Origin of the sequence: Aliidiomarina celeris (genome assembly GCF_003316875.1) — a bacterium.
GTDB classification, from domain to species: domain Bacteria; phylum Pseudomonadota; class Gammaproteobacteria; order Enterobacterales; family Alteromonadaceae; genus Aliidiomarina; species Aliidiomarina celeris.
Genome location: NZ_QMIL01000004.1, coordinates 94,894 through 121,369, shown reverse-complemented (window position 1 = coordinate 121,369; position 26,476 = coordinate 94,894). Strand labels below are relative to the sequence as shown.

The 26,476-nt window shown below is 51.2% G+C and carries 21 protein-coding genes; 9 read left to right on the top strand and 12 right to left on the bottom strand.

All coding sequences use genetic code 11. The annotated features are described in order from the left end of the window. Positions 1-40: 40 nt before the first annotated feature. From rph to DQW12_RS09370, 4 genes are all read left to right on the top strand, one after another. Positions 41-757, top strand: coding sequence for a ribonuclease PH (gene rph / locus DQW12_RS09385; protein WP_113907717.1), 717 nt, complete (start codon positions 41-43; stop codon positions 755-757). Beyond that, the gene (gene pyrE, locus DQW12_RS09380) at positions 754-1,395 is read left to right on the top strand and encodes an orotate phosphoribosyltransferase (RefSeq protein ID WP_113907603.1); all 642 of its coding nucleotides are present in this window, start codon (positions 754-756) and stop codon (positions 1,393-1,395) included. Before rph ends, pyrE begins: the two co-directional genes overlap by 4 nt. 148 nt (positions 1,396-1,543) lie before the next feature. After that, on the top strand, positions 1,544-2,032 hold the full coding sequence (locus tag DQW12_RS09375; RefSeq protein WP_113907602.1) for a DUF3015 family protein: 489 nt from the start codon (positions 1,544-1,546) through the stop codon (positions 2,030-2,032). A gap of 91 nt (positions 2,033-2,123) precedes the next feature. Next, entirely contained in the window at positions 2,124-3,995 is a 1,872-nt protein-coding gene (locus tag DQW12_RS09370) for an Lnb N-terminal periplasmic domain-containing protein (protein WP_113907601.1), read from the top strand. A 22-nt stretch (positions 3,996-4,017) separates the two neighbouring features. Here DQW12_RS09370 and DQW12_RS09365 read toward each other — a convergent pair whose 3' ends face one another. Further along, positions 4,018-5,658 (bottom strand): type 1 glutamine amidotransferase family protein, encoded by a 1,641-nt coding sequence (locus tag DQW12_RS09365; protein ID WP_113907600.1) that lies wholly within the window; start codon positions 5,656-5,658, stop codon positions 4,018-4,020. A 132-nt stretch (positions 5,659-5,790) separates the two neighbouring features. Here DQW12_RS09365 and DQW12_RS09360 point away from each other — a divergent pair, with 132 nt between their 5' ends. Then, positions 5,791-6,255, top strand: a complete 465-nt coding sequence (locus DQW12_RS09360; RefSeq protein ID WP_113907599.1) for a tRNA (cytidine(34)-2'-O)-methyltransferase — start codon at positions 5,791-5,793, stop codon at positions 6,253-6,255. On the opposite strand, the gene DQW12_RS09355 is transcribed toward DQW12_RS09360, so the two are convergent. From DQW12_RS09355 to glnA, 6 genes are all read right to left on the bottom strand, one after another. Then, entirely contained in the window at positions 6,239-7,264 is a 1,026-nt protein-coding gene (locus DQW12_RS09355; RefSeq protein WP_113907598.1) for an alpha/beta fold hydrolase, read from the bottom strand. The two genes, DQW12_RS09360 and DQW12_RS09355, sit on opposite strands and share 17 nt — an antisense overlap. 7 nt (positions 7,265-7,271) lie before the next feature. After that, entirely contained in the window at positions 7,272-8,705 is a 1,434-nt protein-coding gene (locus DQW12_RS09350) for a sensor histidine kinase (protein ID WP_113907597.1), read from the bottom strand. After that, positions 8,698-9,381, bottom strand: coding sequence for a response regulator transcription factor (locus tag DQW12_RS09345; RefSeq protein WP_113907596.1), 684 nt, complete (start codon positions 9,379-9,381; stop codon positions 8,698-8,700). Before DQW12_RS09345 ends, DQW12_RS09350 begins: the two co-directional genes overlap by 8 nt. Before the next feature lie 60 nt (positions 9,382-9,441). Next, positions 9,442-10,833 carry a nitrogen regulation protein NR(I) gene (gene ntrC / locus DQW12_RS09340; protein ID WP_113907595.1) on the bottom strand — a complete coding sequence of 464 codons (1,392 nt, stop codon included), beginning with the start codon at positions 10,831-10,833 and terminating at the stop codon, positions 9,442-9,444. Further along, complete coding sequence (glnL, locus tag DQW12_RS09335; protein WP_113907594.1) at positions 10,830-11,912, bottom strand: nitrogen regulation protein NR(II); 1,083 nt, start codon at positions 11,910-11,912, stop codon at positions 10,830-10,832. Before glnL ends, ntrC begins: the two co-directional genes overlap by 4 nt. 165 nt (positions 11,913-12,077) lie before the next feature. Continuing rightward, entirely contained in the window at positions 12,078-13,487 is a 1,410-nt protein-coding gene (glnA, locus tag DQW12_RS09330) for a glutamate--ammonia ligase (RefSeq protein ID WP_113907593.1), read from the bottom strand. 256 nt (positions 13,488-13,743) lie between these two features. Here glnA and DQW12_RS09325 point away from each other — a divergent pair, with 256 nt between their 5' ends. The 4 genes from DQW12_RS09325 (at position 13,744) to rluF (ending at position 19,498) form a co-directional block, all read left to right on the top strand. Beyond that, positions 13,744-15,477 carry a sensor histidine kinase gene (locus tag DQW12_RS09325; protein ID WP_113907592.1) on the top strand — a complete coding sequence of 578 codons (1,734 nt, stop codon included), beginning with the start codon at positions 13,744-13,746 and terminating at the stop codon, positions 15,475-15,477. 40 nt (positions 15,478-15,517) lie between these two features. Next, a complete protein-coding gene (locus tag DQW12_RS09320) occupies positions 15,518-16,537 on the top strand; it encodes a CNNM domain-containing protein (protein ID WP_113907591.1) in 1,020 nt (339 codons plus the stop codon). Positions 16,538-16,634: 97 nt separating this feature from the next. After that, positions 16,635-18,455: a translational GTPase TypA gene (gene typA, locus DQW12_RS09315; protein WP_113907590.1), complete on the top strand. Its 1,821-nt coding sequence runs from the start codon at positions 16,635-16,637 to the stop codon at positions 18,453-18,455. A gap of 188 nt (positions 18,456-18,643) precedes the next feature. After that, positions 18,644-19,498, top strand: a complete 855-nt coding sequence (gene rluF, locus DQW12_RS09310) for a 23S rRNA pseudouridine(2604) synthase RluF (protein ID WP_113907589.1) — start codon at positions 18,644-18,646, stop codon at positions 19,496-19,498. Here rluF and DQW12_RS09305 read toward each other — a convergent pair. The 5 genes from DQW12_RS09305 to DQW12_RS09285 form a co-directional block, all read right to left on the bottom strand. Continuing rightward, complete coding sequence (locus DQW12_RS09305; RefSeq protein ID WP_113907588.1) at positions 19,495-21,105, bottom strand: sensor domain-containing diguanylate cyclase; 1,611 nt, start codon at positions 21,103-21,105, stop codon at positions 19,495-19,497. The two genes, rluF and DQW12_RS09305, sit on opposite strands and share 4 nt — an antisense overlap. Before the next feature lie 12 nt (positions 21,106-21,117). After that, positions 21,118-21,780, bottom strand: a complete 663-nt coding sequence (gene trhA / locus DQW12_RS09300) for a PAQR family membrane homeostasis protein TrhA (protein ID WP_113907587.1) — start codon at positions 21,778-21,780, stop codon at positions 21,118-21,120. Between the two features lie 35 nt (positions 21,781-21,815). Further along, positions 21,816-22,076, bottom strand: a complete 261-nt coding sequence (locus tag DQW12_RS09295; protein ID WP_113907586.1) for a DUF3081 family protein — start codon at positions 22,074-22,076, stop codon at positions 21,816-21,818. 77 nt (positions 22,077-22,153) lie between these two features. Next, the gene (locus tag DQW12_RS09290) at positions 22,154-25,291 is read right to left on the bottom strand and encodes an efflux RND transporter permease subunit (RefSeq protein ID WP_113907585.1); all 3,138 of its coding nucleotides are present in this window, start codon (positions 25,289-25,291) and stop codon (positions 22,154-22,156) included. Next, positions 25,288-26,427, bottom strand: a complete 1,140-nt coding sequence (locus DQW12_RS09285; RefSeq protein WP_113907584.1) for an efflux RND transporter periplasmic adaptor subunit — start codon at positions 26,425-26,427, stop codon at positions 25,288-25,290. The genes DQW12_RS09290 and DQW12_RS09285 overlap by 4 nt, the downstream gene beginning before the upstream one ends. Positions 26,428-26,476 lie beyond the last annotated feature (49 nt).

The following is a 26,476-nucleotide window of genomic DNA, read 5'->3' as shown; positions in this document are numbered from 1 at the left end:
ACAAAGCCATTCAAGCAAGTTAATGCAAGAGGTATTTTCTATGCGCCCTAGCGGTCGTACCAGCCAACAAATTCGCCCTGTAACTATTACCCGTAATTATACACGCCACGCAGAAGGCAGTGTACTGATTGAGTTCGGTGACACCAAGGTGCTGTGTAACGCCAGTGTGCAAGAAGGCGTGCCGCGCTTTATGAAAGGCAAAGGCCAAGGCTGGATTACTGCCGAATATGGCATGCTCCCTCGCGCTACCCATACCCGTTCAGACCGCGAAGCCGCGCGTGGCAAGCAAGGTGGTCGCACAATGGAAATTCAGCGTTTAATTGCGCGCTCGTTACGCGCGGCGGTGGATTTAAGCGCATTAGGCGAAAACACCATTACCGTAGACTGCGACGTTATTCAAGCCGACGGCGGCACACGCACAGCCTCTATTACGGGCGCTTGCGTAGCCATGGTCGACGCTATTAACTTTATGCGCAAGAAAGGCCTTGTGAAAGTAAACCCGTTAAAGTGCATGGTGGCGGCTATTTCGGTGGGAATTTACAAAGGTGAGCCCGTAGCAGACTTAGACTACCCAGAAGACTCAGCAGCAGAAACCGACATGAACGTGGTGATGACCGACACCGGCAAGGTGATTGAAATTCAGGGTACTGCGGAAGGCGAGCCGTTCTCGTTCGACGAAATGAACGCCATGGTAGAGTTAGCCAAGCACGCTATTCGTGAACTAAACGACCACCAAAAAGAGGCGCTCAACGCATGAAGCAATATCAACGCGAATTTATCGAGTTTGCCCTTGGCAAAGGCGTGTTGAAGTTTGGTGAATTCACGCTGAAGTCGGGCCGCACCAGCCCTTATTTTTTTAATGCCGGCTTGTTTAATACCGGCGCCGACTTGGCCAAGCTAGGGCGCTATTATGCCGCCGCGTTGCAAGACTCGGGCATTGAATTCGACGTGCTGTTCGGCCCCGCCTACAAAGGCATACCCATTGCAACAGCCGCGGCGGTGAGCCTGTACGAACACCACGGCAAAGACGTGCCCTACTGCTTTAACCGCAAAGAAGCCAAAACCCATGGCGAAGGCGGCAACCTGGTCGGCTCTGAACTCAAAGGCCGTATTATGCTGGTAGACGACGTTATTACCGCCGGCACAGCCATTCGTGAGTCGATGGACATTGTCGAAGCCAACGGCGCCAGCCTTGCGGGTGTACTTATTGCCCTTGACCGACAAGAGCGTGGCAAAGGCGAATTAAGCGCTATTCAAGAAGTAGAGCGCGATTACAACGCCAAGGTCATTTCTATCGTGACCCTAACAGATCTCATTGAATACCTAAGTGAACAGCCAGGTCAGGAAGAAATGTTAGAGAAAGTACGCAGCTACCGCGCCACTTACGGGGTTTAGTTGCAAGAGCAACTGAAAACCAGCGCTTACAAATTATTACAATAAAAAAACATATACATGATCATATTCGTGATCTAAACTTTTGTAAGTTGCATGAACACAAAACACTTTAGTTGCAACTATTTACAATAACAAAGGAAGCATACACATGTTTAAAAAATTCGGATTTGTTGCTGTTGCTGGCTTAATGACTCTTGGCGCTGCTGTTACTCCAACAGAAGCGGTTGCGCAAACTAAAATTAACCCATGGCAGCACTGTGGTATTGGCGCAATGATTTTCACCGACAATGGTGTTGCAGCTGCTATTTCTAACATTATCTGGGACTTAGGTACTACTGCGGTTGCCTCTGCAACTATTAGCCCAGAAAGCTGTGGCACTACGCTTGTTACTGTTGCCTTGTTAATTGACTCTTCTTACGACCAATTAGCAATGGAAACTGCACAGGGTTCTGGTGAGCATTTAAATGCTGCACTGAACTTAGTGGGTTGTTCTGCAACTGAAGCAAACGTAAATGCATTGCGCGCAGACCTTACTGCGGTAGCAACGTCTGCAAACTATGTTGAAATGGCACACGAAGAAAAAGCGTACAGCTACTATTCAAGCCTAGAAAACGTTGCAGCAAGCTGCGGCGCGTAAGCTTTTTTTATGAATACACGGCGGGGCTTAGGCTTCGCCGTTTTTATTTGCTAATCCCGCTTTCTGTGGTCACCTTCTACTGAGTTCACTTATGTTGCGCCCCTTCCCTGCCTGTTTGCTTGCGTTGCTTTTTTCCAGCTGTTTTATCTCGGTCGCTGCATATTCTCAAAGCCTAACGCCGGAGCAAGCGGCGCAGTCGCGTACCTGGCTCAAGCTTTTACATTTCGACAAAACGCCTGCTTTCGGTCGCCCCCATAGCGCTGTTATAGACCCCGACTTTTTTCTCAGTGCGCATGGCGCAAATAACCCCACAGCAGAACTTGAAGCCACAATTAACGCTTTGCAAATGCCAGACGCCGGAGAGGGTGAGCACGCTGCCTGTAAGTTCCCAGCGCGGGCCATGTGGCTCGAAGAGCAAGGATTAGTAACTCCAGTAACTGCTCAGTGCGAGAAACGAGACGAATGGTTGCAAAAACACAGTAAAAATGAGGTTGGCGTTATGTTCGCTTCCGGCTATTTAGGCAACCCAGCTTCTTTTTTCGGCCACATGTTGCTGCACCTTGGCAGCAACACAAACACTAACCAGTCGCCTATTCAGTTGCTCGACACGAGCTTAAATTTCGGTGCCGACACCCAAGGCGACAGTATTCTCCCTTACATGTGGAAGGGGCTTTTTAGTGGTTATACCGCGCGCTACTCAAGCGCACCATTTTTCCGAAATTCGGCACTTTACAGCGAGTCGGAAATGCGCGACTTGTGGCACTACGAATTCAACTTAACTGAACACGATCGGCGTTTTCTCATTGCTCACATGTGGGAAATACAAGGGCAAGATTTTGATTACTTATTTTTGAGTGAAAATTGCGCCTCACGCATAGCGCGCACACTTGAGCTGGTGGTGCATGAAAACTTAGCCCACTCGCCGATGCCCTGGGTAGCACCCGAGCAGGTTATGATCCAGCTGAGTAATGCAACCTACAACGGCGAACCCTTAGTGCGGTCGCGGCTACATAAGCCGTCGCGGCGTTTGCAAACAGAGCAGTATTACCATCAACTTAACGAGCAACAGCAACGCGCTGTAGTGAGCCTTTGGGCGAACCCTGCGAAACTAGAATTTAACGACAATGCATTTCGGATGCTCAGTACCACAGACCGCGCGCCCGTGGTTGACGTTATCTTAAGTCACTTGCTAACCCTTGAAGAGTCGGGTTCTGAACTGCCTATTGCAGAACTTCGCCAACAGGCCTTGGTGCAGCGGTTACAGCTACCCACAGGCAGCGGCTTAAAACCTGAACCGGCTCCCGCACCTATCGAAAACGCTTCGCCTTCGGGAATGTGGCGAGCAACAGCATTTGCAGCCTCTGAGCGAAGCAATGGTCTGCGGCTGAGTGCTCGCCCGTTACACTACGACATGTTGCAAAGCGACAGCACCCGCATGCCTTATGCGGCGCTTGAACTAGGGCGCGTCGACCTCGACATTACCGCCAACACGGTACGCTTACATCACCTGCAGCTTTTCGACGTAACCAACCTACACGCCCGCCGCACGCCTTTGCATGAAGTAAACGAAATAGCATGGCAGATGAAGGCGCAAATAAGTAACCGTTCACTCGCATGCAACAGTTGCTTAGATGGCAGCCTAGAACTCAACGCTGGATGGTCTGGGTATTTTAATGGCTGGGTTCCTTTCGCGCTTACGGGCTTTCAAGTGCGCACAACAGGGTATCAAGACGGTTTTCTGGCCGCTACTCTGCACGCTGGATTTTTCCGGCGCTGGAATTCCGAACACAGCAGCTATTTAACGGTGTCTCATCTTGACAGTTTGCAAGGACAAAGCGGGCGACTGTCAAGCCTAAAACTTCAACATCGCTCGCAACTTAGCCGTGAGTTTGATCTGCGTTTTCACCTCGCTACCGACACCTACGGCAGCGAGGCGGGCTTTGGCGTAAGCTACTACTGGTAAGCCACAACGCACTGCTTGCTCACTAACGGCCAGTCCGCTGCACGCCAATCGTGGCGTTTAGCACTTGGCAGCGCCGGGTGGCGGGTAACACGGTGCTGTCGTCGGTGGTTTGCATCACCAGCTCTATGTTTTCTTGTAATAGGCGTGCGTTGCCACGGCGGCAAAGGCTGTCGAGGCTGTCTTTAATGCCGCTATTGCCAAGAAAGCGGTTGGTTACTTCTTCTATGCGTTGATTGCTTTGCTCTACCAGCTCAACCTCGCTGAGTCCGGTGCTGGATATCCGCCCTGTTGCGCCGCGCATTAAGTAGTGGAAACTGCCCGCTAACATGCGGTCGGTGCCTTGCGCATTTTCGAGGCCGAATACGCCGTTCTCGCCGACAACTCGGAAAAACCCTTGTGCGGTATTCACCAATAATGCAGTGTGGCGGTCTATGCCCAAGGCTAAAGGCGTGCCGGTGGCTTGCGCTATGCGCATCATGCGAATTTGTAAGCCACGTTGCGACACGTCGGTGTCTACCACACCGTAGTTATACACTTTTAAGCCGCCAAGGGTGTCGTAGGTAAGGCTGTTGGCATTTAAACCGCGCGGGCAGTTGCCTTCTAAATCACAGTCGAGCGGCGGCGCAGGCCGTGCGTTCGCGCCGTTTAACATGGCGTCGCGGCTGGTGCCATTGGTTACCATGTTATTGGCAACTAAGCCTTGTGCAGCCCCGCCCTCTGCAGCCATGACTAAACTACCGTCAAAGTAGCGCTGCAATATACCGCGTAAAAGTGGCGTAGGCTCTTGCTCTACCACAAAAGCGTCGCGTAACCGATCGGCTCGGCCGTCGACAAAAAATACGCCTTGTGCGTTCGCCAGTGTGTCTTGCCATGCATTACTTTTGCAGTATGCCACTTGCTGCTCATGAAATGCCGCGTTCACGCGATCACGATCGAACGTGCCTAACATGGTGCGGCGCAAGCTTTCTAAGTTCTCGCACTGGTTGCTTTGCTGGGCACGGGTAACCACCGCACTTACGGGCAGCCAAGTTACCTTCACCCCTATTTGTTCAAAGGCGCTGGTGTAGCGCTCTACTGCGCTAAAACTATCGCGGGCCGCCGCGGTAATGAGCACCACGTTCGGTGTGTTGTCGCCGGCTAATGGCTCTAACATGGTTTTAAAGGCTTGCATCAGCTCTTGGGTATGAGCGGGCGACTCACTGACATTGGCTACGTCGTTCAAACCAGGCACACGGGCAAGCTCTAAGCGGTCTAAAATGCGCTCGTACTCGGCTTCCGAAAGCTCCATCAATAAGTCTAAATACGCACGCGAACGGAGCCGCTCAATAAACCGATAGTCGGGTACCACGCCGCGGCCGAAATACTCCGCTAGCTCCTCAAGCGCGGACGCTACACGGTTGCGCATGTCGTTGCGTTCGCGCGGCCAAATGGCTTGGCTAGTGGCTTCGCGGCGGCGCACGTCGGTAAGCTGGAACAGCCGCGCGGTACGCATGTCGTTGGCTACAATCCATTCATTGTTCACACAATGCTGCGACTCCATGCTGGAGCATATTTCGAGTTCACTGCCAATGAGCATGAGGTTGTGTAGGGTGTCGGCGCGGGCACTACCGAACGTAGCTGCTAGCAGCACTGTGCTGAGCACAACTGGAGTAAGAAACTTCATGGCTAAACTCCTTTAAGAAAACTTTGGTTACTTCTGTTCAATGCGCTTCATGGTATCATTTGTGGTGCTTAATTACTTTGTTCCCAGCTTGCGGAACGCCAAGCTTAGCTGGCTACTATAAAGAGACCATCTATGTTCCACATTGTTCTGTTTAACCCTGTTATTGCGGCCAATACTGGCAATATTATTCGGCTGGCCGCGAACAATGGCTGCCAACTCCACCTTATTGAACCACTGGGCTTCGATCTTGAAGAAAAGAAACTGCGCCGCGCAGGGCTGGATTACCACGATTTGAGCCGTGTGGCGCGCTACCCGAATTTTCAGGCCTTTACCGACGCATTTCCAAACAGCACCATTTATGCCATTACCACTAAAGGCACGAAAGGCTACACGGAGATCCACTTTCAAGCGGGCGACGTGCTGCTTTTTGGCTCTGAAACCAGCGGTTTAGCACCCGATGTGATGGCACAAATAGCGCCGGAACAACGCTTGCGTGTGCCCATGATGCCCAACAACCGCTCGCTAAACCTTTCCAACACTGTGGCGTTGGTAAGCTACGAAGCGTGGCGCCAGCACGGGTTTATTGGGGGTGGCTAACGCCCATTAGCGCGAGTGCTCGATTACGAATAGCGTCGGTTTCCATTAAAATTTCATGGGCGCTGCCTTTAATGACATGAAAGTCCACGTGTTGAATGTACTGCGCATTACGTTCTTGCGCGGCTAAATCAACTATTTCATCGGCGCCAGCTTGCAACAACAGCACTGGAACTTGAATGCGGCCCAGTATTTTCGGCATGATATCAATTACATGAAGCGCTTCTGTGAGCCATTGCCACGTTGGCCCACCTACCCGAATACGTGGGTGCTGGTGATACTGCTCGCTTAAAAACTGATACCGCGCGCGGCTGTGGGTTAAACGGTTCTCGTCAAAAGGTAAGGTTTCGTAGTCTTTCATGGCGATAAAATAATGCGCACGTTCGGGTGCTATTTTTCGCTTCAGCCATGCCCCAGCACGAACAACAGCTTTACCGATAGGCGCAGGCCACGGCTTGGTATTGATGCCCATCATGGGTGAGCACAGCATTGCTTTTTCAAAGGCAAAGGGCGCTTTGGCTTGTGCGTAGCCCGCTAAATATAAGGCACCGATAGCCGCACCCATAGAATGCGCCAGCAACTTTGCGGGTTGGTTGTCGATCCGCGGCGCTAAAACTTCCATCCAATCTGCAATGTCGTGTACGTAGTCGGCAAACCGATGTACATGGCCGTGTTCATGTCGGTCTGTTAAACGGTCGGAGAACCCTTGCCCGCGGTGGTCAATAATAGCGACGGAGTAGCCCTTTGCGGCCCACTCCAATGCTACTTCTTGGTATTTTATGTAGGCCTCTATGCGGCCGGGTAACAGAATTAACCACGGTGAAGGCTCGGGCTGCGGCCACACGCCATAACAAATGCGCACGCCGTCGCGGGCTTTGAATTCAAGGTGCTCGGTGCGCTGCCAAAACTCCGCAAGTTCGTTTTCACTCCAAGCAAGCCAGCTTGGGTCGGTGTCGCTTGGCCGGGCGGCCAACCACGCTTTTAATTGTGCTTTTAATGCTTGATTGGTCATTATTTTGCTACTGCGGTGCTCGAATAGGAACTGTGAGCGACACCGCTAATCCTCCGTCGGGGTGATTGCTTGCCGTTAACGTGCCGTCGAGTACCCGCGTTGCACGCTGGCATAATGCTAACCCAAGTCCTACGCCAGCACCATGGTGGCGCGACGGATCGCCTCGAAAGAAAGGCTTAAACAACTGTTCTAACTTGCTTTCGTCAACGCCGTCGCCTTCGTCGCGTACGGTCATTTTTAGGCTTTTGCCATGTTCGCCCTTTATGTGCTGCTCAACCGTTAAATGCACGGCGCCCTGCTCTGGCCCATACTGAAAACCGTTACGAATCAGGTTTTCTAATACTAAACGCAACAACACCGGGTCGGTCTCAATAGTTGGGAGTTTGGCAGTAGGTAACACTAACCGCGCGCCCCACTCAGCTTGCGCGTAGCCCACGTCGCTTTGAATTTCTTTGAACAGCTCGGCCGGTTTTACGCTTTCTCGAATGGGGTCGTCGAGCCCGTTTTCCAGCCGCGACAGCCACAAAATACTGTCAATAATAGAGCCGAGCCGGTATATGTCGCGCTCGAGCTGCAAAAAGTGGGTGTTCTGTCGCAAACTTTCGTCGCCCAGTAAATCCAGCGCTATTTGCGAACGCGCTAAGGGCGAGCGGAGCTCATGGGAAACGTCGCTTAATAAGCGGCGCTGGGCATCGCGACTGGTTGCTAGTTCCAGCGCCGTGGTGCGCAGCGTTCGCGCCAGCTCACCTAATTCGTCGCGCCGCTTTGGCAGTCGCCCTAAATTCGGATAGGCCTCACCTGCGGCAATTTCGCGCATGCCGTTGCGCAGCTTTTTGAGTGGCCGCACAAACCAGAAGCCCAAAACAAAGGCACCAAATCCGGAGGCCACAAATGCCACCCACAACACTCGCGGGCCAATGTCTTGTTCTTCTTGTAAGGCCAAGTACGCCACTTCGTCGGCGGTGAGCGGCCGCGACACCACAATACGGGCATTACCTATAGTGAAAGGCCCGGCGAACATTTCATTGCCTACCGGCACTTGCTTACTCTCGTTTTCCGCCAAAAGCCGCACAATATTACTAATGACACTTTGGTGCAGAGCCGGTGCAAAGCGCGTGTCGGTATGCGGCGCCGTTGTGTTTTTGCTATCGCTCTCAGCGTTAACAATGTCGTTGCGCGCCATCACCCGATATTCGCCCACTAACAGCCGGCCCGGTTGCAACAAGCCGGTGCCTTCAAGGCCGCCACTTTGTTGGGTACGAAAAACCGGCTCAAGGCTTCGTTCAAAATCTTCCGAGAGCGGCTGCAACTCGGTGGGTTGGCTCATGTAAAACGCAGCATAAAGTGCCGCCGCTGCAGCGCCGAGCAATAAAAACCAAAACAGCGCCAGTAGCCGCAGGGTCAGCGACTGATACCAACGCGTTTTACGGGCTTTAACCATTCGGTTCGGTTACGCGGTAACCGCGGCCACGAACGGTTTCAATGCGCTCTGGGTTTTTCGGTAGTTTTTTTCGAATATTACTAATGTGTACGTCGAGCGAGCGATCGAACGGCCCAAGTTGGCGGCCAAGCACCTGCATGGACAAACTTTCCTTGGTAACCAACTGGCCATGGTGCGTCACCAACTGATGCAGTACGTCGAACTCGGTTGGGGTTAGCGTAAGCTGTTCGCCGTCGCAGCTGGCAACCGCTTCTTTGGTGTCGATGTCGAAACCAGCAAACTTAAGCCGCTGCACGTCGGGCTGGGCGCCGCCTTTGGCGCGACGCAGCAAAGCGCGGATACGGGCAATAAGTTCGCGCGGGTAAAATGGCTTGGGCAAATAGTCGTCGGCACCAAGCTCTAAGCCCACCACGCGGTCAACGTCGTCGCCGCGAGCGGTTAACATAAGTACCGGGGTGTCTTTGCCACTTTGGCGCAGCTGCTTTAATACCTGTAAACCGTCCATTTCCGGCAGCATAATGTCGAGCAAGATTAAATCCCAATTGCCTTCTAGGGCCGCGTTTAGCCCCGCTTTACCGTTGTGTTCACTGCTAATTTTCCAGCCTTCACGCTGAATTACTTCTTGCAACATGCCGGTCAGTTCGGTGTCGTCATCAACTAACAAGATATTCGCCACGGGTGCCTCCGTATTGTGCACTGATAATCAATTTTCATTGTAAAGAGCCTTCTTTACACTTCAGAGCAGCTTTCCGTTTTCTTTACGTTTTAGTTTACGGGTAAGGGTATTTCGCCCCCAACCTAGCCGCTCGGCCGCTTGTTGTTTATGGCCGTTGGTAACTTTGAGTGCTTCTTGTATGGCTAAGTTCTCTATTTCTACAAACATTTCTGAACATTTGCCGTTCTCGAGCGCCTGCGCAAAGGCGCTCCTAAGGTACGCTTGCCAGCCTTGCGTATGAAACTGCCCGCCATGTTCAGGCGTTAGGTCGTTGGGCAATTCGTCTACGTCTACCCAGTCGCTACTGGCCATTACAGTAATCCAACGGCAGGTATTCTCCAACTGCCTTACATTTCCCGGCCACGGGGCATTTTGTAGCATTTCATACGCCGCTGGGGTTAGTCGTTTTTCCGGCATTTGTAATTCGTTCGCTGCACGCGCCAAAAAATAGTGCGCCAACGCTGGTATGTCGGTGCGTCGTTCCGCTAATGTTGGCAGCCGTACGTGAATGACATTCAGTCGGTGGTAAAGGTCTTCACGAAAGCGCTTCTCTTCAACGGCTTGGCTTAAATCAATATGCGTGGCCGCAATCACGCGCACATTCACACTCACCAGTTCGTGGCTACCCACCGGGTAAAACTGGCCTTCGGCAAGTACCCGCAACAAACGCGTTTGCACCGCTAAGGGCATATCGCCAATTTCGTCGAGGAACAACGTGCCGCCGTGGGCTTGGCGAAAGCGGCCGTCGCGGCGCTGCAACGCACCTGTAAAGGCGCCTTTTTCATGGCCGAAAAGCTCCGACTCAATCAGATCTTCCGGAATAGCTGCCATATTCAATGCCACAAAAGGCCCATTTGCGCGGTCGCTGTGCTCGTGCAAGGCTTTCGCTACCAGCTCTTTACCCGTACCCGAAGACCCCGTGAGTAGAACACTCACGCTAGAGCGCGAGAGCCGCCCAATAGCCCGAAACACCTCTTGCATGGCCGGCGCTTCGCCAATAATAGTGGGCCGTTTGTGGTTAATTTCACTTCCTTGCTCTGCTTCGCCTTTTTTAATGGCGCGCTCCGCTACTGCTATTACGTCGTCGAGGTCGAAGGGCTTGGGTAAATACTCGAACGCACCGCCTTTAAAGGCTTTTACCGCGCTGTCGAGATCAGAATGCGCAGTCATAATCACTACGGGTATGCCGGCGTAATCGCGTTGTACTCGTTCAAGTAACTCCATGCCATTCATACCCGGCATGCGCACGTCGGTAAAAATTACAGCCGGCAGTGTGCTGGCGTGTGCAAGCGCGGTGAGTAAGTCGTTGGCGTTAGCAAACAGCTCCGGCCGCCAGTTTGCTGCATGAAAGGCGCGCTCTAACACCCAGCGAATGGAGTCGTCGTCGTCGAGCACCCATACCAAGTCTTTCATGTTAGTGCGCCCTCCTGCAGATAGGGTAAGGTTATTAGCATTTGCGTTTCGCCCGGCCGCGACTGCACCTCAATTTTTCCCGCATGCTGGTGTACAAGCGACTGCGCAATCGAAAGCCCTAGCCCAGAGCCGCCTTCTCGGCCACTAACGAGTGGATAAAACAACGTGTCTTTCAATGCAGCCGGCACACCCGGCCCACTGTCGATCACGCTAATCAGTGCAACTTGCCGGTATTGCTTGCCATACACCGCCTCGCGGTGGCCAATACGCGTTTTTAGGGTAAGCGTGCCTTCATTCCCCATCGCTTCGAAGGCGTTTTTTATCAGGTTCAGCATTACCTGTTCAACTTGGTCGGCGCATATTTCAAGCTCGGGCAAGCTTGGGTCGTAGTCTTGCACCACTTTAACCCCCGCCGGACGGTTAACATTCAGCACTTCGAGGGCGCGTGCAATCACGGCATGAATATTCACCCATTCGCGTTCGCCCACTTTGGTTGGGCCCAGCAAGCGGTCTACCAAACCGCGCAACCGATCGGCTTGGCTCATAATCATTTGCGTGTATTCCTGTAATGCTTTATTACCAAGCTCGGCTTGCAACAGCTGCGCAGCACCGCGAATACCGCCCAACGGGTTTTTTATTTCATGGGCTAAGCCGCGCACCAATTGCTGCGCAGCGGCTAGCTGGTGCTGTTGTACTTGCTCTTGATTCAGCCGCCGAATGAGATCTACTTGGCGCATTTCAATTAATAAGCTGTCTTGCTGGCTCAGTTTAGCCGGCGTAGCGGTAAGCTCTACCGTCATGGCCTTACTGTCGTGTAACACCAACGCTACGTCGCTGTCGGTAAGGCTTTTTTGTTCGCCCAGCACGTCGTGCAACAGCAGTAACGACAAACTGCAGTAACGAAACAAGCTTTCGAATGGCGCACCTATCAGCCGCCGGCCACTCCCTGCCACCAGCATTTCTGCGGCCGCGTTGGCGTAGCCCACATGCAAACGGGAATCGAGCACGAAAATAGCGGTTGCGAGCTGGTCAAACAACTCAGGGAGCAACAGCGCGTTTGCGGTAGATTGAGAATGCATAGTGCCCTATTCCCTCTTGCATCAAAGAATTGCATCAAAAGCGTTGCACCAAAAGAGTGCATACCCATGACGCACCAATATGGTGCAGAAGCGCAAAAAAGGCAACCGAAAAAGAAAGGGTAGGCGCATGGCGAACGCACACATGCGCCTAGGTTAGAGCGGCCTTTAGCAGCTGTAGTACATGTCGAACTCAACCGGGTGAGTGGTTTTGTTCAGTGTCTCTACTTCTTGGCGCTTCAAGTTAATGTAGGCGTCGATCATCTCGTCGGTCATTACGCCGCCAGCCGTTAAAAACTCACGATCTTTGTCTAAGCACTCTAATGCCATTTCCAAAGAGGTCGCAACTTGCGGAATTTCTTTCGCTTCTTCCGGTGGCAAGTCGTAAAGGTCTTTGTCCATGGCGTCGCCAGGATGGATTTTATTCTTAATGCCGTCGAGGCCCGCCATCATTAACGCCGTAAAGGCTAAATAAGGGTTGGCTACTGGGTCGGGGAAACGCGCTTCAATACGGCGAGCTTTGGCACTCGGCACTAAAGGAATACGAATTGACGCTGAGCGGTTACGCGCAGAATAGGCCAACATTACAGGTGCTTCAAAGCCTGGCACTAAACGCTTGTACGAGTTGGTAGACGGGTTAGTAAACGCGTTCAGTGCGCGCGCATGCTTAATAATACCGCCAATGTAATACAGCGCCAGTTCAGACAAGCCGCCGTATTTGTCGCCTGCAAACAGGTTTTTACCGTCTTTTGCTAACGACATATGCACGTGCATACCTGAACCGTTGTCACCCACAAGTGGCTTCGGCATAAAGGTAGCGGTTTTGCCATAAGCGTGCGCAACGTTATGAACAACGTATTTAAACACCTGAATTTCGTCGGCTTTGTTGGTAAGGGTGTTAAAGCGTGTGGCCACTTCGTTCTGGCCTGCTGTTGCTACTTCGTGGTGGTGCGCTTCTACCACTAAGCCCATTTCTTCCATGGTTTCAGACATTACGCTACGCATGTCGTGTGCAGAATCTACCGGCGGTACTGGGAAATAACCACCTTTCACGCCTGGGCGGTGGGCTAAATTGCCTTCCGCATAGTCACGGCCGGAGTTCCACTTCGCTTCTTGCGAGTCAATTTTGTAGAACGAGCCGCTCATGTCGGTTTGGAAACGCACGTCGTCGAAAATAAAGAATTCAGGCTCTGGGCCAAATAAGGCGGTATCGGCAATACCGGTAGACACCAAATACTCTTCGGCACGGCGCGCAATAGAGCGTGGGTCACGGTCGTAACCTTGGCGTGTGTCGGGCTCTAAAATAGAGCAGCGCACAATTAACGTAGGTACTTCCGTAAAAGGGTCGAGCACAGCGGTCTCGGTGTCGGGCAACAACACCATGTCAGACTCGTTAATGCCTTTCCAACCGGCAATCGATGAGCCGTCGAACATCTTGCCGTCTTCGAAGAACTCTTCGTCGATTTGGGACACAGGAATAGTTACGTGTTGCTCTTTCCCTTTGGTGTCGGTAAAGCGTAAATCGATAAAACGAACGTCTTCTTCTTCAATCATGCTCATCACTGTCTCAATAGACATGCGGAACCTCCGGTTAAAAATGAGTTGTTGGGTTACAAAACACTATAGTTCAGACCTATGCCCAATAGAGAGCAAATGTTATGCCAATTCATATTTTCATTATTAATCAATTAGTTAAATCAAAGATTGTCACGCCTCTGCACCATATTGGTGCAACACTAAAAGCGCGCAGCACCATTATAGTGCAAAACATTTCACTAGACAGCCCGCGTTGCACCACTATACTCAAATTGAACTAGTTTTGAGGAGTGTGGCATTGATTAAGTACGCACTACAACATCGCAAGCACAGTCTTGCCCTTTTTGCTGTCATTCTTATTGGAGTGGTGCTTACGTGGCTTTCAACCGTTGCTTACCAGCAGAACACATTCCGCCTTTGGCAGGTGAGTGCGGTAGCAGAAGCCGAGCGTATGACCGCCGAACTCACCTTTCGGGTGGAGCGTGAACGCGAACCGTTAATTAGCCTCGCTAGCCTGTATAAAGGCTCGGAAGCGGTAACCATAGACGAACTCTACGCTGCACACGCGCAGTTAATAGAAACCACCGAGCGGCAAGCTCCGCTCACACTCGCTTGGGTAGAAGACACCCCTAATGGTTTTGTAATGCGGCAAACCGCTGGTGGGCTAAGTTGGCTGCCGGTGGGTGAAGATCAGCCTTTACCCGACGCACTGGTGTCTGTTGTACTCGCGGCCCTGCAGCGGTCACCGGCGCTCGTTGTGGGTCCGCTCTTTGAGCGCGCAGGCAGTAGCTATTTGTCGATGGGTATTGTGGCACCGAATAATGGCCGCACCGGGGTATTGCTTACCGTCACAAACTTTGACCAGATACTCAATGAACTTGCCCAGCCCATTGTGGCGCAGGGCGCGTCACTCGAAATTTATCACCCCGACAACCTTGGTATTAATTTTTCCAAGCTGCCACCGCTTACCACTCCCGCAGAAGCCGAGCATGTTATTACCGGCAATATTGGCGCTAGTGAATGGCAATTTCGTTGGCTTTTCGACGAAGACTACAGCCCACTCACAGGCAACGAGCGCGGCGCAGCTCATATTGTGTTGGGTATTGGCCTGTTACTTACCCTACTCGCAGCTTTCGCTTTTGGCACCCTATTGTTTCAAAACATTCGTATTGAAACTTTGGTGGCATTAAAAACAAAACAACTCAAAGAAACCTTCGAAGGCCTACAGCAAGCGCAAGGCCAACTGGTAAAACAAGAGCGTATGGCGGCACTTGGTAGCTTAGTGGCGGGGGTAGCACACGAACTTTCAACACCTATTAGCAACGCCATGATGGCCGCCTCCATTATATTAGAGCGGGCTAAAACACTTGAAAAACAAGCGCCAGAACTGAGCACCGAACACGTGCTACAAAAGTTAGCGCCGCTACTCGAGGCCGCCTACTTGGTACAACAAAATACCCTGCGGGCTGGTGATCTTATTAGCAGCTTCAAGCAGGTTTCCATTGACCAAACCAGCGCGCGGCGGCGCGAGTTCGACCTTCACAAAACCATTGAACAGGTGGTTGCTACCCTTGGCCCGCAACTCCGCAAAGGCGAGCATAAACTGACCATTAGCATTACCGACACCATTAGCATGGACAGCTTTCCCGGTCAGCTTGGGCAAGTGCTCACCAACCTTATTCAGAACTGCATAGTGCACGGCTACGACAACCAAAAAGGCGGCGTTATTCAACTTGAGGCACGCCAAGAGCGCTGCGGTTTAGTAGAAATAACCGTACAAGACTTTGGTAAAGGCATGTCTGAAAAAGTGCGAAACCGAGTTTTTGAACCCTTTTACACCACCAAGCTAGGCAAAGGCGGCAGCGGCTTGGGCCTGCATATTTCCTTTAATATTGTGGAATCTGTACTGGGCGGTACCATAGAAGTTTTCAGCACCGAAGGTTCGGGCAGTCGCTTTGTGCTCCGCATTCCCCACCAAGCCCCAGAAGCCTCGCCAGCAAAACCAGCAAAGAATGTAGACAAGAACGCTTAAAACCGACAAAATCAGGTTCCGTAAACAGCTGCAGGTGGTTATGTTTTTACTTTTAGTTTTTGCCTTTATTGCCGTAGGTATTTCCTTCCTCTGTTCAATTCTCGAGGCCGCTTTACTCTCCATAACGCCAAGTTATGTGGCGCAACTCAAAGAAGAACGCCCAAAGCTGCATGCCAAACTCTATGCATTAAAAACCAATATCGACCGCCCACTCGCCGCAATTCTTACCCTCAACACCGTAGCTCACACCGCAGGCGCTGCCGGCGTAGGTGCTCAAGTTGGCGTGGTATTTGGCGACGGCTACCTCGCTATTGCCTCGGCGGTAATGACTATTCTTATTTTGGTGCTTTCCGAAATACTACCAAAAACCATTGGCGCAAAGTTTTGGCGTCAATTGGCACCCGTTTTACCCGGTATTCTCAACGCCATGATCTTATCGCTGAAGCCCTTTATTTGGCTGTCTGATCAAATTACCAAACGAATTGGTGGCGAAGAAAACGTAGATATTCGCTCCGAAATTAAAGCCCTTGCTACCTTGGGCCATGAACAAAAGCTTATCGACACCGACGAGCGCCGGGTAATTAGCAATATTCTAGACTTGCACACCATTAAAGTGCGCGACGTGATGACACCCCGTACCGTTTGCCAGTCGGTAGACCCGAGCGAAACCGTGGGCGACTTTTTGCAGCAAGTAAAATCTATGCCTTATTCGCGTTTTCCGGTAATAGACAAAGACGAGTCGCCACACGGTATTTTATTGCGCAATGAAGCCTTAGAAGCACACAGCGACGAAGCCGTAGGTGGGCTCTGCCGCACCGCCGAAGTGGTGATGGAAACGATAGACATAGAACAAGTAATGACCCGTTTGCTGCAACAAAAGCAGCACATGGCCTTGGTATACGACGAATATGGCTCTTGGCTGGGCCTTGTAACCCTCGAAGATATTATTGAAACCATACTCGGCCAAGCCATTATGGACGAGACCGACACGGTTCCAAGTTTACGCCGCTACGCGCAGCAACGTTGGCATAAGCGATTGAAACAAGAAAAAAGCGAATAGAAAACTGCTTCAAATTTGAGCATAACATGCGTATAATCCGCGCCCTCTGTTGTCTCGGCAATTCGGGACTACTCTACCTAAGGTTGCACTACCAGTTATGTCAAAAGATATTCAAAAACTTCGCAATATCGCGATCATCGCGCACGTAGACCATGGCAAAACCACACTTGTTGATAAGCTTTTACAACAATCCGGTACGCTTGAAAGCCGTGGCGAACTGCAAGAACGTGTAATGGACTCGAACGATCTTGAAAAAGAACGTGGCATTACCATTCTCGCCAAAAACACAGCGATTAACTGGCAAGACTACCACATCAACATTCTTGACACTCCAGGTCACGCCGACTTTGGCGGTGAGGTAGAGCGCGTTCTGTCAATGGCCGACTCTGTATTGTTGTTGGTTGACGCCGTAGACGGCCCAATGCCACAAACACGCTTCGTAACGCAAAAAGCGTTTGCGCATGGTTTGAAGCCTATCGTGGTTGTGAACAAAATCGACCGCCCTGGCGCGCGCCCAGACTGGGTTGTAGACCAAATTTTTGATCTCTTTGTAAACCTTGGCGCTACCGACGAACAACTCGACTTCCCTATTGTTTACGCTTCTGCGTTAAACGGCTTTGCTTCAGACGACTCTGAAGTACGCGAAGGCGACATGACACCGTTGTTCGAAACCATTATTGAAAAGGTTTCACCACCAGCGGCAGACCCAGACGGTCCATTACAACTGCAAATTTCACAGCTCGACTACTCAAGCTACGTGGGCGTAATCGGCATTGGCCGCGTTACTCGCGGCAGCGTAAAAGTAAACCAGCAAGTTACGATTGTGAGTGCCGACGGCAGCACGCGTAACGGTAAAGTAGGTAAAGTTTTCGGTTACTTAGGGCTAGACCGGATTGACTCTGATTTTGCCGGCGCCGGCGACATTTGTGCCATTACCGGTTTGGGCGAATTGCAAATTTCAGACACCGTATGTGCTGCAGGCGCTGCCGAAGCTATGAAGCCACTTACCGTAGACGAGCCAACAGTAACCATGACCTTCCAGGTCAACACCTCGCCGTTTGCAGGTAAAGAAGGTAAGTTTGTAACCTCACGCCAAATTCTTGAGCGCTTACAGCAAGAATTGAAGCACAACGTTGCCCTTCGCGTAGAAGAAACCGAAAACCCAGACAAATTTAAAGTGTCGGGCCGCGGTGAATTGCACCTTGGTGTACTGATTGAAAACATGCGCCGTGAAGGATTTGAACTTGCGGTGTCGCGCCCTGAAGTTATTGTAAAAGAAATCGACGGCGTTAAACACGAGCCGATCGAAAACCTTACCGTTGACATTGAAGAGCAACACCAAGGCTCAGTAATGGAGTCGCTCGGCTTACGTAAAGCAGAAATGACCGACATGTTGCCCGACGGCAAAGGTCGTGTGCGTATCGACTTTCAAGTACCGAGCCGCGGCTTAATTGGCTTCCAAACCGAGTTTATGAGCTTAACCTCAGGTACAGGTTTGGTGTATCACTCGTTTGATCATTACGGCCCACATAAAGGTGGCCGCATTGGTCAGCGTATGAATGGTGTATTGATTTCGAACGCGCAAGGTAAGGCACTGACTTACGCGTTGTTTAACTTGCAAGAGCGCGGGCGTTTGTTTGCCTCGCACGGCGACGAAGTATACGAAGGCCAAATTATTGGTATTCACAACCGTTCAAACGACCTTACCGTGAACTGTTTGAAAGGTAAGCAGCTTACTAACGTACGTGCGTCGGGTACAGACGACGCGCAGGTGTTGAGCCCGCCGATCAAAATGTCGCTTGAGCGTGCGCTTGAATTCATCGACAACGACGAGTTGGTAGAAGTAACTCCAAAATCGATTCGTGTGCGCAAGAAGCTTCTTACCGAAAATGATCGTAAGCGCGCTTCTCGCGCGTAGGCGCTGGATTCAAAACCGGGGCCGCTGCTCGCAATTCGGCGCAAGGCGCTGCAATGCAGCGCGTTCCCGGGCGCTGGATTCAAAACCGGTGCCACTGCTCGCAATTCGGCGTAGGCGCTGCAATGCAGCGCGTTCCCGGACGGTGAATTCAACGTGGGAATGTTTCCTGATAAGGAGCTCGCACTAACATGAACCCAGACCTTAGCGACCGCCCGCCAGTTCGCCTCAACAAGTTTATTGCTGAGTCTGGCGTATGCTCGCGTCGTGAAGCCGACCGTTTCATTGAGGAAGGAAAAGTATGGGTGAATGGTCAGGTTGCGGAAATGGGCACCAAGGTAACCGCCGAAGACGAAGTAAAACTCAACGGTAAGCTCATTAAGCCACAAAACAAAGAACGCTTTGCTTTCATTGCCTTTAACAAACCCGTTGGCATTGTGAGCACCACCGACTCCGCCGAACCCAACAACCTGTTGAGTGTGGTAAAACACTCGCAGCGCGTATTTCCCATTGGTCGCCTCGACAAAGACTCACAAGGCCTGCTGTTTATGACCAGCAACGGCGATCTCGTAAACAAAATTCTGCGGGCTGGCAACGCCCATGAAAAAGAATACATTGTGACCGTCGACAAGCCCATTACCCAAGACTTCATTCGCGGTATGGGCAATGGCGTGCCTATTTTGGGGCAAATGACCAAAAAGTGTAAGGTCACCATGTTGTCGCGTTTTGTGTTTAGAATAATTTTAGTGCAGGGGCTGAACCGCCAAATTCGCCGCATGGCAGAACACTTTGGCTACCGCGTGAAAAAGCTAGAGCGCATTCGCATTATGCACATTAAACTGGGCGACATTGCACCGGGTACTTGGCGCGAGCTCACGCCCGCCGAACTCGACACCTTAATGAAGGCAATTGCGCATTCGTCGTCTGAAGCACCGCCCGGGCACCGCCGCAAAGCGCCAGCAAAACAAGCCGCGCGGCCGACAACGAAAAAGCCCCGTTCGAAACCCCAAAATAAACCCCATATTCAACGCAATAAAAGTCGTTAACCCCTAACCACTTTGTTACGGCCGGTAGCTTTCGCTTCATAGAGAGCCTGATCAACACGCTTCAATTCGCCCTGTAGATTTTTTCTGTCTGTTATTTCAACCACGCCAAAACTACAGGTAAAACGCGGTAAGTCAGGATGAAGATCCGTTTTCTCCTCTATCATTTTTCTCATTGTTTCTGCGAAGTCATACGCTTGATCGCAATCTGCTCGCAAGAAGCCCATGAATTCCTCACCGCCCCAGCGCGCAAACCAACGCTTTCGACCGTCGTTAGACTTTTGGAGGTCGGCTACAAGGGTCGCAAGATACTTTAATGCGAGGTCGCCAATGTCATGCCCATATTGGTCGTTCACAGCTTTAAAGTGATCAATATCGAACATGATCAAGCTATAACGACTTGGTACCCAATCCCTTTTTCGCCCCTCTCTGTTGGCAACCCCCTCACGAGCGACGTTCTCCGTTAATTTTGCTGTTATAACTTCTAAAAAGTAGCGCCGGTTCATAAACCCAGTTAGCGAGTCATAGCGCGCATAGCGCTTCATTTCCTTTAACAAGCTGCGTTGCCGGTAAAGAATCCAAGCAAATAAGATTGAAACGAGAAAGAAGAGTACAAACTGATTAAGGTGACCACGAGCAGACTCAGCAATGTAGTCAAAGGTGCTAAACGACACAACATAGCCCACAGGCTCTTGCCTGCTGCCGTTTTCAAGTATGTTCAACTTCATTGAGTAGAGTGCACCATTCAACCAGGTTATACCAAAGTAGTCGGCGTTTGCTTGAATAGCATTTTGGACAGACCTTCGGTTTTGCATGCGTTCAAGTAAAGCGTCTTTCACTTCTACGTTAAACGGTCCAGCGCCTTGTGGTGGAATATTCAAAGACGACTGAATCAACAGTTCGCTAGATAACGGATAGCTGATGTAGTTGCTTTGTTCACTTTCAAAAACTTTGTCCTCTACCACCTGCTTAAACAGCACGAAGTCGACAAACTCTGTGCCCGAATTTTCGAAGGCTTTTTTAAAGCTGCCCAGAGAGTTAGATATCTCCACGCTCCCCACATGAACACTATTGTGCACGATAGGATAAACATGGCGGAAGCCATTAAAAATTCGCCCTTCTTCGAAGCCATGGAATGGCTTTAAATGTTTATTAACGTAAACAATTGAGGGGCGCACTGGCGTTAAATCGTCGCCAAAAAGGTTTGGTCGATGAAACCTTAAAAATGAATGATTTGTACTGGTGTGAAAATGAAGTTGTTGAATATCAGAGCTTAAAAGGCTTTGGTAGAGTGGCAATAAAGCGTTATACAAGTCTGCGCGCACGCTTAATTGCTTTTCTTCACTTGCTTCATGGGCCTGCGCAAAGAGCCCCGCAACGTCAGGCCTGTCAATCACAGCCTCAAATATAGCGTCGGCGAGTCGTGCGGTAGACTCAACACTTTGCTCAAACTTTTGATACGCCAAGTCATGAGATTTCTGTACGAAGTATCGCACTTCGTTGATAATCGTGACAGTAAAGGCAACCGACAGCAGAAGAAAAATAGCCAAGCTCCGCACTATAATAGCGGTCACTGCAAGGCTTTTTATTCTGCTTATTAATATCTTCAAAATCGGAATTCCTTAGGCCAGCAACACACCATAGAGTACAGCGAGAAAGTGCAGTACGCTACCGGCGAGCACAAAAACGTGCCAAACCGCGTGGTGATAAACCATTTGTTTACGCACATAAAAAATAACGCCTAGCGAGTAGGCTAAACCACCCGCTAAAAGCAGCAGCAAGGCATTCATGTCGACCAGTTCGAGCATAGGCTTCACCGCCACAATGGCCATCCAGCCTAAGCCCAGGTAAAGGGTAAGCGAAAGCCACTTCACCCGTTCTTTTTTCATGGTTTCTAGCATTACGCCGCCAATGGCAATAGACCAAATAATAACAAACAGGCTCCAACCCCAAGGACCGCGTAAATTTACTAACAAGAATGGCGTGTAGGTTCCGGCAATAAGAATAAAAATAGCGGCATGGTCCATAAGCCGGAATACATGTTTTGCGCGCGCATTGGTAATAGCGTGATACAACGTGGAGGCGGTATACAGCAGTATGAGTGAACTTCCATAAATAATGGAGCTAACTAAGTGCCAAGCCGTACCTTCGGCAATAGAAAGCCAAATCATGACCACTAGCGCCGCAATACTCAGTACTGCGCCCACGCCGTGGGTTATGGAATGCGCAATTTCTTCGCCGAGGGAGTATGTTTTGTATACTTTTTTCGGTGACTCTACAGACATGAAAACGAACCTAACTGCTTTGATTGTGCACTTATTTAATCATAGTTCGCTTCGATGTACTTTAATTTTTTCAGAAACTCACCTAAGTCGCGGTCATTTTCGTAGTCGAGGTGGTAGGTATTGTGAAAACCGGTACTTAACTTTACTCGGTGCCCTTCTAAAAACACCGTGTAGCCGTCGAAGTCTGTGCTGGCTTGTACACCCTCAAGTTCGTGTATGTCGTTGCTGTGCTCGCCGTGTAGCCTGATTTTTTCGAACACCGCGAGTATTTGCTTAGTACTTATTTCGTTTTTCATATTAGCCCCTTGCTGGGTGAAAGCGCCTCGCTGATGAGGCGCTTAACAGTTGATACTCAAGGTATGGCAATAAAGTTTTAATTTTTCAAGGCTTTTGCTTTTGCGCGCTCGCGTTTCAACACGGTTTTTTCAATCCACTGATAAAACACCGGAATAAAGAAAATCGACACGAAGGTGGCCACTAACATACCGCCGACCACGGTAATACCCACCGCTTGCCGCGCCGCCGCGCCTGCTCCGCTGCCAATAGCCAACGGCGCTGCGCCCAAAATAAAGGCCAAAGAGGTCATCAAAATAGGGCGGAAACGCTGTCGGCAGGCGGTTAACGCAGACGCCAAAATTGACAACCCACGCTTACGGTTAATGGTGGCAAACTCGACAATAAGAATTGCGTTTTTCGCCGACAAGCCAATCAGTACCAATAAACCGACTTGGAAATAAATATTGTTCTGCAGACCCAATATCCAAGTAGCAAACACAGCACCAAAAATAGCGAACGGAATTGCCGTAAGCACCGCCAATGGCAAGGTCCAACGCTCATACTGCGCTGCCAACAATAAGAACACCATAAGTATGGCAAAACCAAACGCTAAGCCTGCCGCCGCGCCACCCTCACGCTCTTGCCGCGACGCGCCTGTCCAATACAATTGATATTGGCTGCTGCCTTCTGACATTTCCGCCAGCACCTGTTCCATCGCTAACATTGCTTCGCCGGTACTGTAACCGGGCGCAGGGTCACCCAATAAACGCGCCGCTGGGCGGTTATTGTAGCGCTGCACCGAGTCTGGCCCAGTCGTTCGCTCTACCCGTAACACGCTGTTTAATGGAATCATTTCACCCCGTGAAGAGCGCACATAAATTTCCGCTAGGTTGGCTTGGCTTTCTCGGTACGCCGACTCCGCCGACATATACACCCGCCAAGCACGGCCTAAGTAATTAAAATCGTTAATGTACTGGCGACCAAAGGTGGCGTTCATGGCGGCAAAAATGTCGTTAATTGACACCCCTATGGTTTTCGCGCGCTCACGATCCACAATAGCCGTGTAACGCGGAATGGAAGTATTCAAGGTCGTGCGCACGTTCTGCAGCTCCGGCCGCTCATTCGCTGCGCCAATCACTTGGTTCAAGTGCTGTATTAGCCCTTCGGTATCGCCCTCGGTTAACACCACCATATAGCCTTCAATACCGCCGGTGGTAGATATGCCCGAAATAGGCGGCGGGTTAAAGGCACTAATGGTCGCCTCTGGGTGCTCACGGCCAAAGGCGTTTACTTGTTCAGCAAAGTCTTGGCTACTGTTGCGGCGCAGATTGCGATCGTCCCAATGCTCGAGCGTTACAAAGCTTGCGCCCACATTTGGCTTACGGCCACCGTTTACCAAGTCATAACCAATAAAGGTGAGGGTATTGGCTACGGCTTCTTCGTTGCGTAACTGTTCGTTCCAACCCAGCGAGAAGCGCTCGGTACGGTCTAAAGACGCCCCTTCTTGTAAGCGATGCGACACCAACACATAGCCTTGGTCTTCGTCGGGCACCAAGCCGCCGGGAAGCCCTTGGAAAATTCCGTAAGAAATAACCCCTAAACCAACAAATACTGCGGTGGCAATGGCCGTTCGCTTCATCATAAAGCGCACACCGTCGGTGTATTTGGTTGTCATGCGCTCAAAAAACACATTAAAACGTTGCAGCACTTTCGGCGGCGACTCCGGCCGCTCCTTCAAAATATTGGCACACAATGCTGGCGACAAGGTTAGCGCAATAAAGCCAGACAAAATAACCGATATTGCAATGGTTAACGCGAACTGCTGATACATAACCCCGGCCAAACCGCCCAAAAAGGCAACCGGTATAAACACCGCCGCCAATACAAGCACCATAGTTATAATAGGCGTACTCACCTCTTCCATGGCTTTTATCGCGGCTTCCTTCGGCCCGAGCTTTTCCTCGTTCATTAGCCGTTCAACGTTTTCCAACACCACTATGGCGTCGTCTACCACAATACCAATGGCAAGCACCATCGCGAGCAGGGTAAGTAGGTTTACCGAAAAGCCGAACACATACATGCCCGCGAAGGCACCAATTAAAGCCACCGGAATAGACAACAGCGGAATAAGTGTGGCGCGCCAGCGTTGTAAAAACAGGTAAATAACCCCCATCACCAGCACCAAGGCTTGGAATAGGGTAATGACCACTTGTTTAATCGACACTTCCACAAACTCAGTGGTGTCGAATGAAATGGAATAGTCTACTCCCGAGGGGAACAGCTGGCTCATGCGCTCCATTACTGCGTCTACTTCTTCCGACACCTCTAGCGCATTTGCGCCCGGCCGCAAGAAAATCCCCATGGGTACCACGGTTTCGCCATTTTGCACCGCGTCGAAGTCGTAGTTACTGGCGCCAAGCTCCACCCGTGCCACGTCGCTTAAACGCACAACAGAGCCATTTTCATCGGCGCGAACAATAATATTTTCAAATTCAGCCACCGTCGAAAAACGCCCTTCGGTGCCAATGGGCAAAGTAAGCTCTTGTGGGTTTTCTGGGTTCGGAGCGTCGCCAAAACGGCCTGCAGCAAACATACTGTTTTGCTCATTTACTGCTGCGCGCACGTCGGCCGGAGTGAGCCCATAGTCGGCGAGCTGATCAGGGCGCAACCAAATACGCATGGCATAGGTTTTCGAACCAAAAAAGGTAACCTGCGCCACACCGTTTACACGGCTCAGTTCGTCTTGCACGGTAAGCGTGGCATAGTTATTCAAAAACAGTGAGTCGCGGCTGCCGTCGGGCGAGCTCAACGACACAATTTTTAAAATTGCACTCGACTGCTTTCGAATCTGTACGCCACTGCGCTGCACTTCTTCAGGTAACCGCGACATGGCACGCTGCACTTGAGCGTCTACGTCAATTGCCGCTTGGTCTACGTCGGTGCCCACCTCAAACACCACGTTAATACTGACCCCGCCTGTGTCGTCGGCAGAGGAAGTCATATACAGCATGTTTTCCACGCCGTTTATGTACAGTTCGAGCGGCGCAGCCACTGCTTGCGACGCTGCCTCAGCAGTAGCCCCCGAATAGCTTGCACTAACCTGCACTTGCGGCGGAACAATTTGCGGATATTGCTGAATAGGCAGCATACGCAGCGACATTAACCCAGCAATAACAATAAGAATAGACAGAACCGACGCTAATACCGGCCGTTCAATAAAGGTGCGTGCAATCATTCAATCGCCTCCACCCGAACCCGGCTACCCGGCTGCAACATCGACAAGCCTTCCACAATTACGCGGTCGCCGCTGCTTAGGCCTTCCTCAATCAGCTGTTGGCTGTCTACCCGCACGCCTAAGGTAACTTCGCGTACACGCACAATGTCTTGGCTGTCGGCAATGTAAACCACCGAGCGCCGCCCCGACTGCACAATTGCGCGCTGCGGCACCAAAATGGCATTAGGAAGCGAAATACGCGGCAGTTGCACGCGCACAAATTGGCCAGGTAATAGATCCATTTGGGGGTTAGGGATCACCGCACGCGCTTCCATGCTGCCGGTTTCACGGTCCACCACGCGGCTAACATAATCAATGTGGCCTTCCATAGGGTGCTGCCGCCCGTCGGTAAAGGCCAAGCGCGCACGTGGAGCATTTTCAACTTGCCCTGTTAGGGCTGTGTTTTGTAACAAATAACGGGCCGCCACGTCGTTTTCAGGCACCGAAAAACGTACATGCAGCGGGTCGAGCGCGGTCACCACCGCCAAAGTGCTGCCTTCTTCAATAACGTTACCCGCCGACACCATCTCGCGGCTGGCAATACCCGTAATCGGTGCTTTTACATCGGTGTAGTTATACCGCAACTGCGCGTCGTCTAGGCTGGCACGCGCACTTTCCAGCTCGGCCTCCGCCATTTCCAACTCCGACTGCGCTTGGTCGCGTTCGCGGCCCGAAATTGCACCGTCTTCGTAAAGGTTCGACACCCGGTTCCAGTCGCGCTGAGCCGCTGAATGGCGCGCCTCGGCTTGGCTAAGATCCGCTCGTGCACGCTGTAAAGTTACCTCATACGGTGCTTTTTCCAGCCGAAACATAATGTCGTTGGCGTTAATCAATTGCCCTTCGCTAAACTCGCGGCCTTCAATTAAGCCACTGGCGCGGGCTTTCACCTCGGCCACCATAGAGCCTTCGGTGCGGGCGGCAAACGATCGTTCTAACTCCAAGGTTTGTGCTTGCACTTCAACCACAAGTACACGAGAAAGCGGCGCGCTTTCGCCTTGTGCGTTCGGGTTTGCTTGGCCTTCTGAGCACGCACTTAAAACTAAGGCTGCTGCCGCTACTGCAAAATAAGGTAACCACGATAATTGCGCTAGCTTCATGCCGTTCTCCACTAAGATTACGATTTCATTAGCGCCATAATACCGCCAG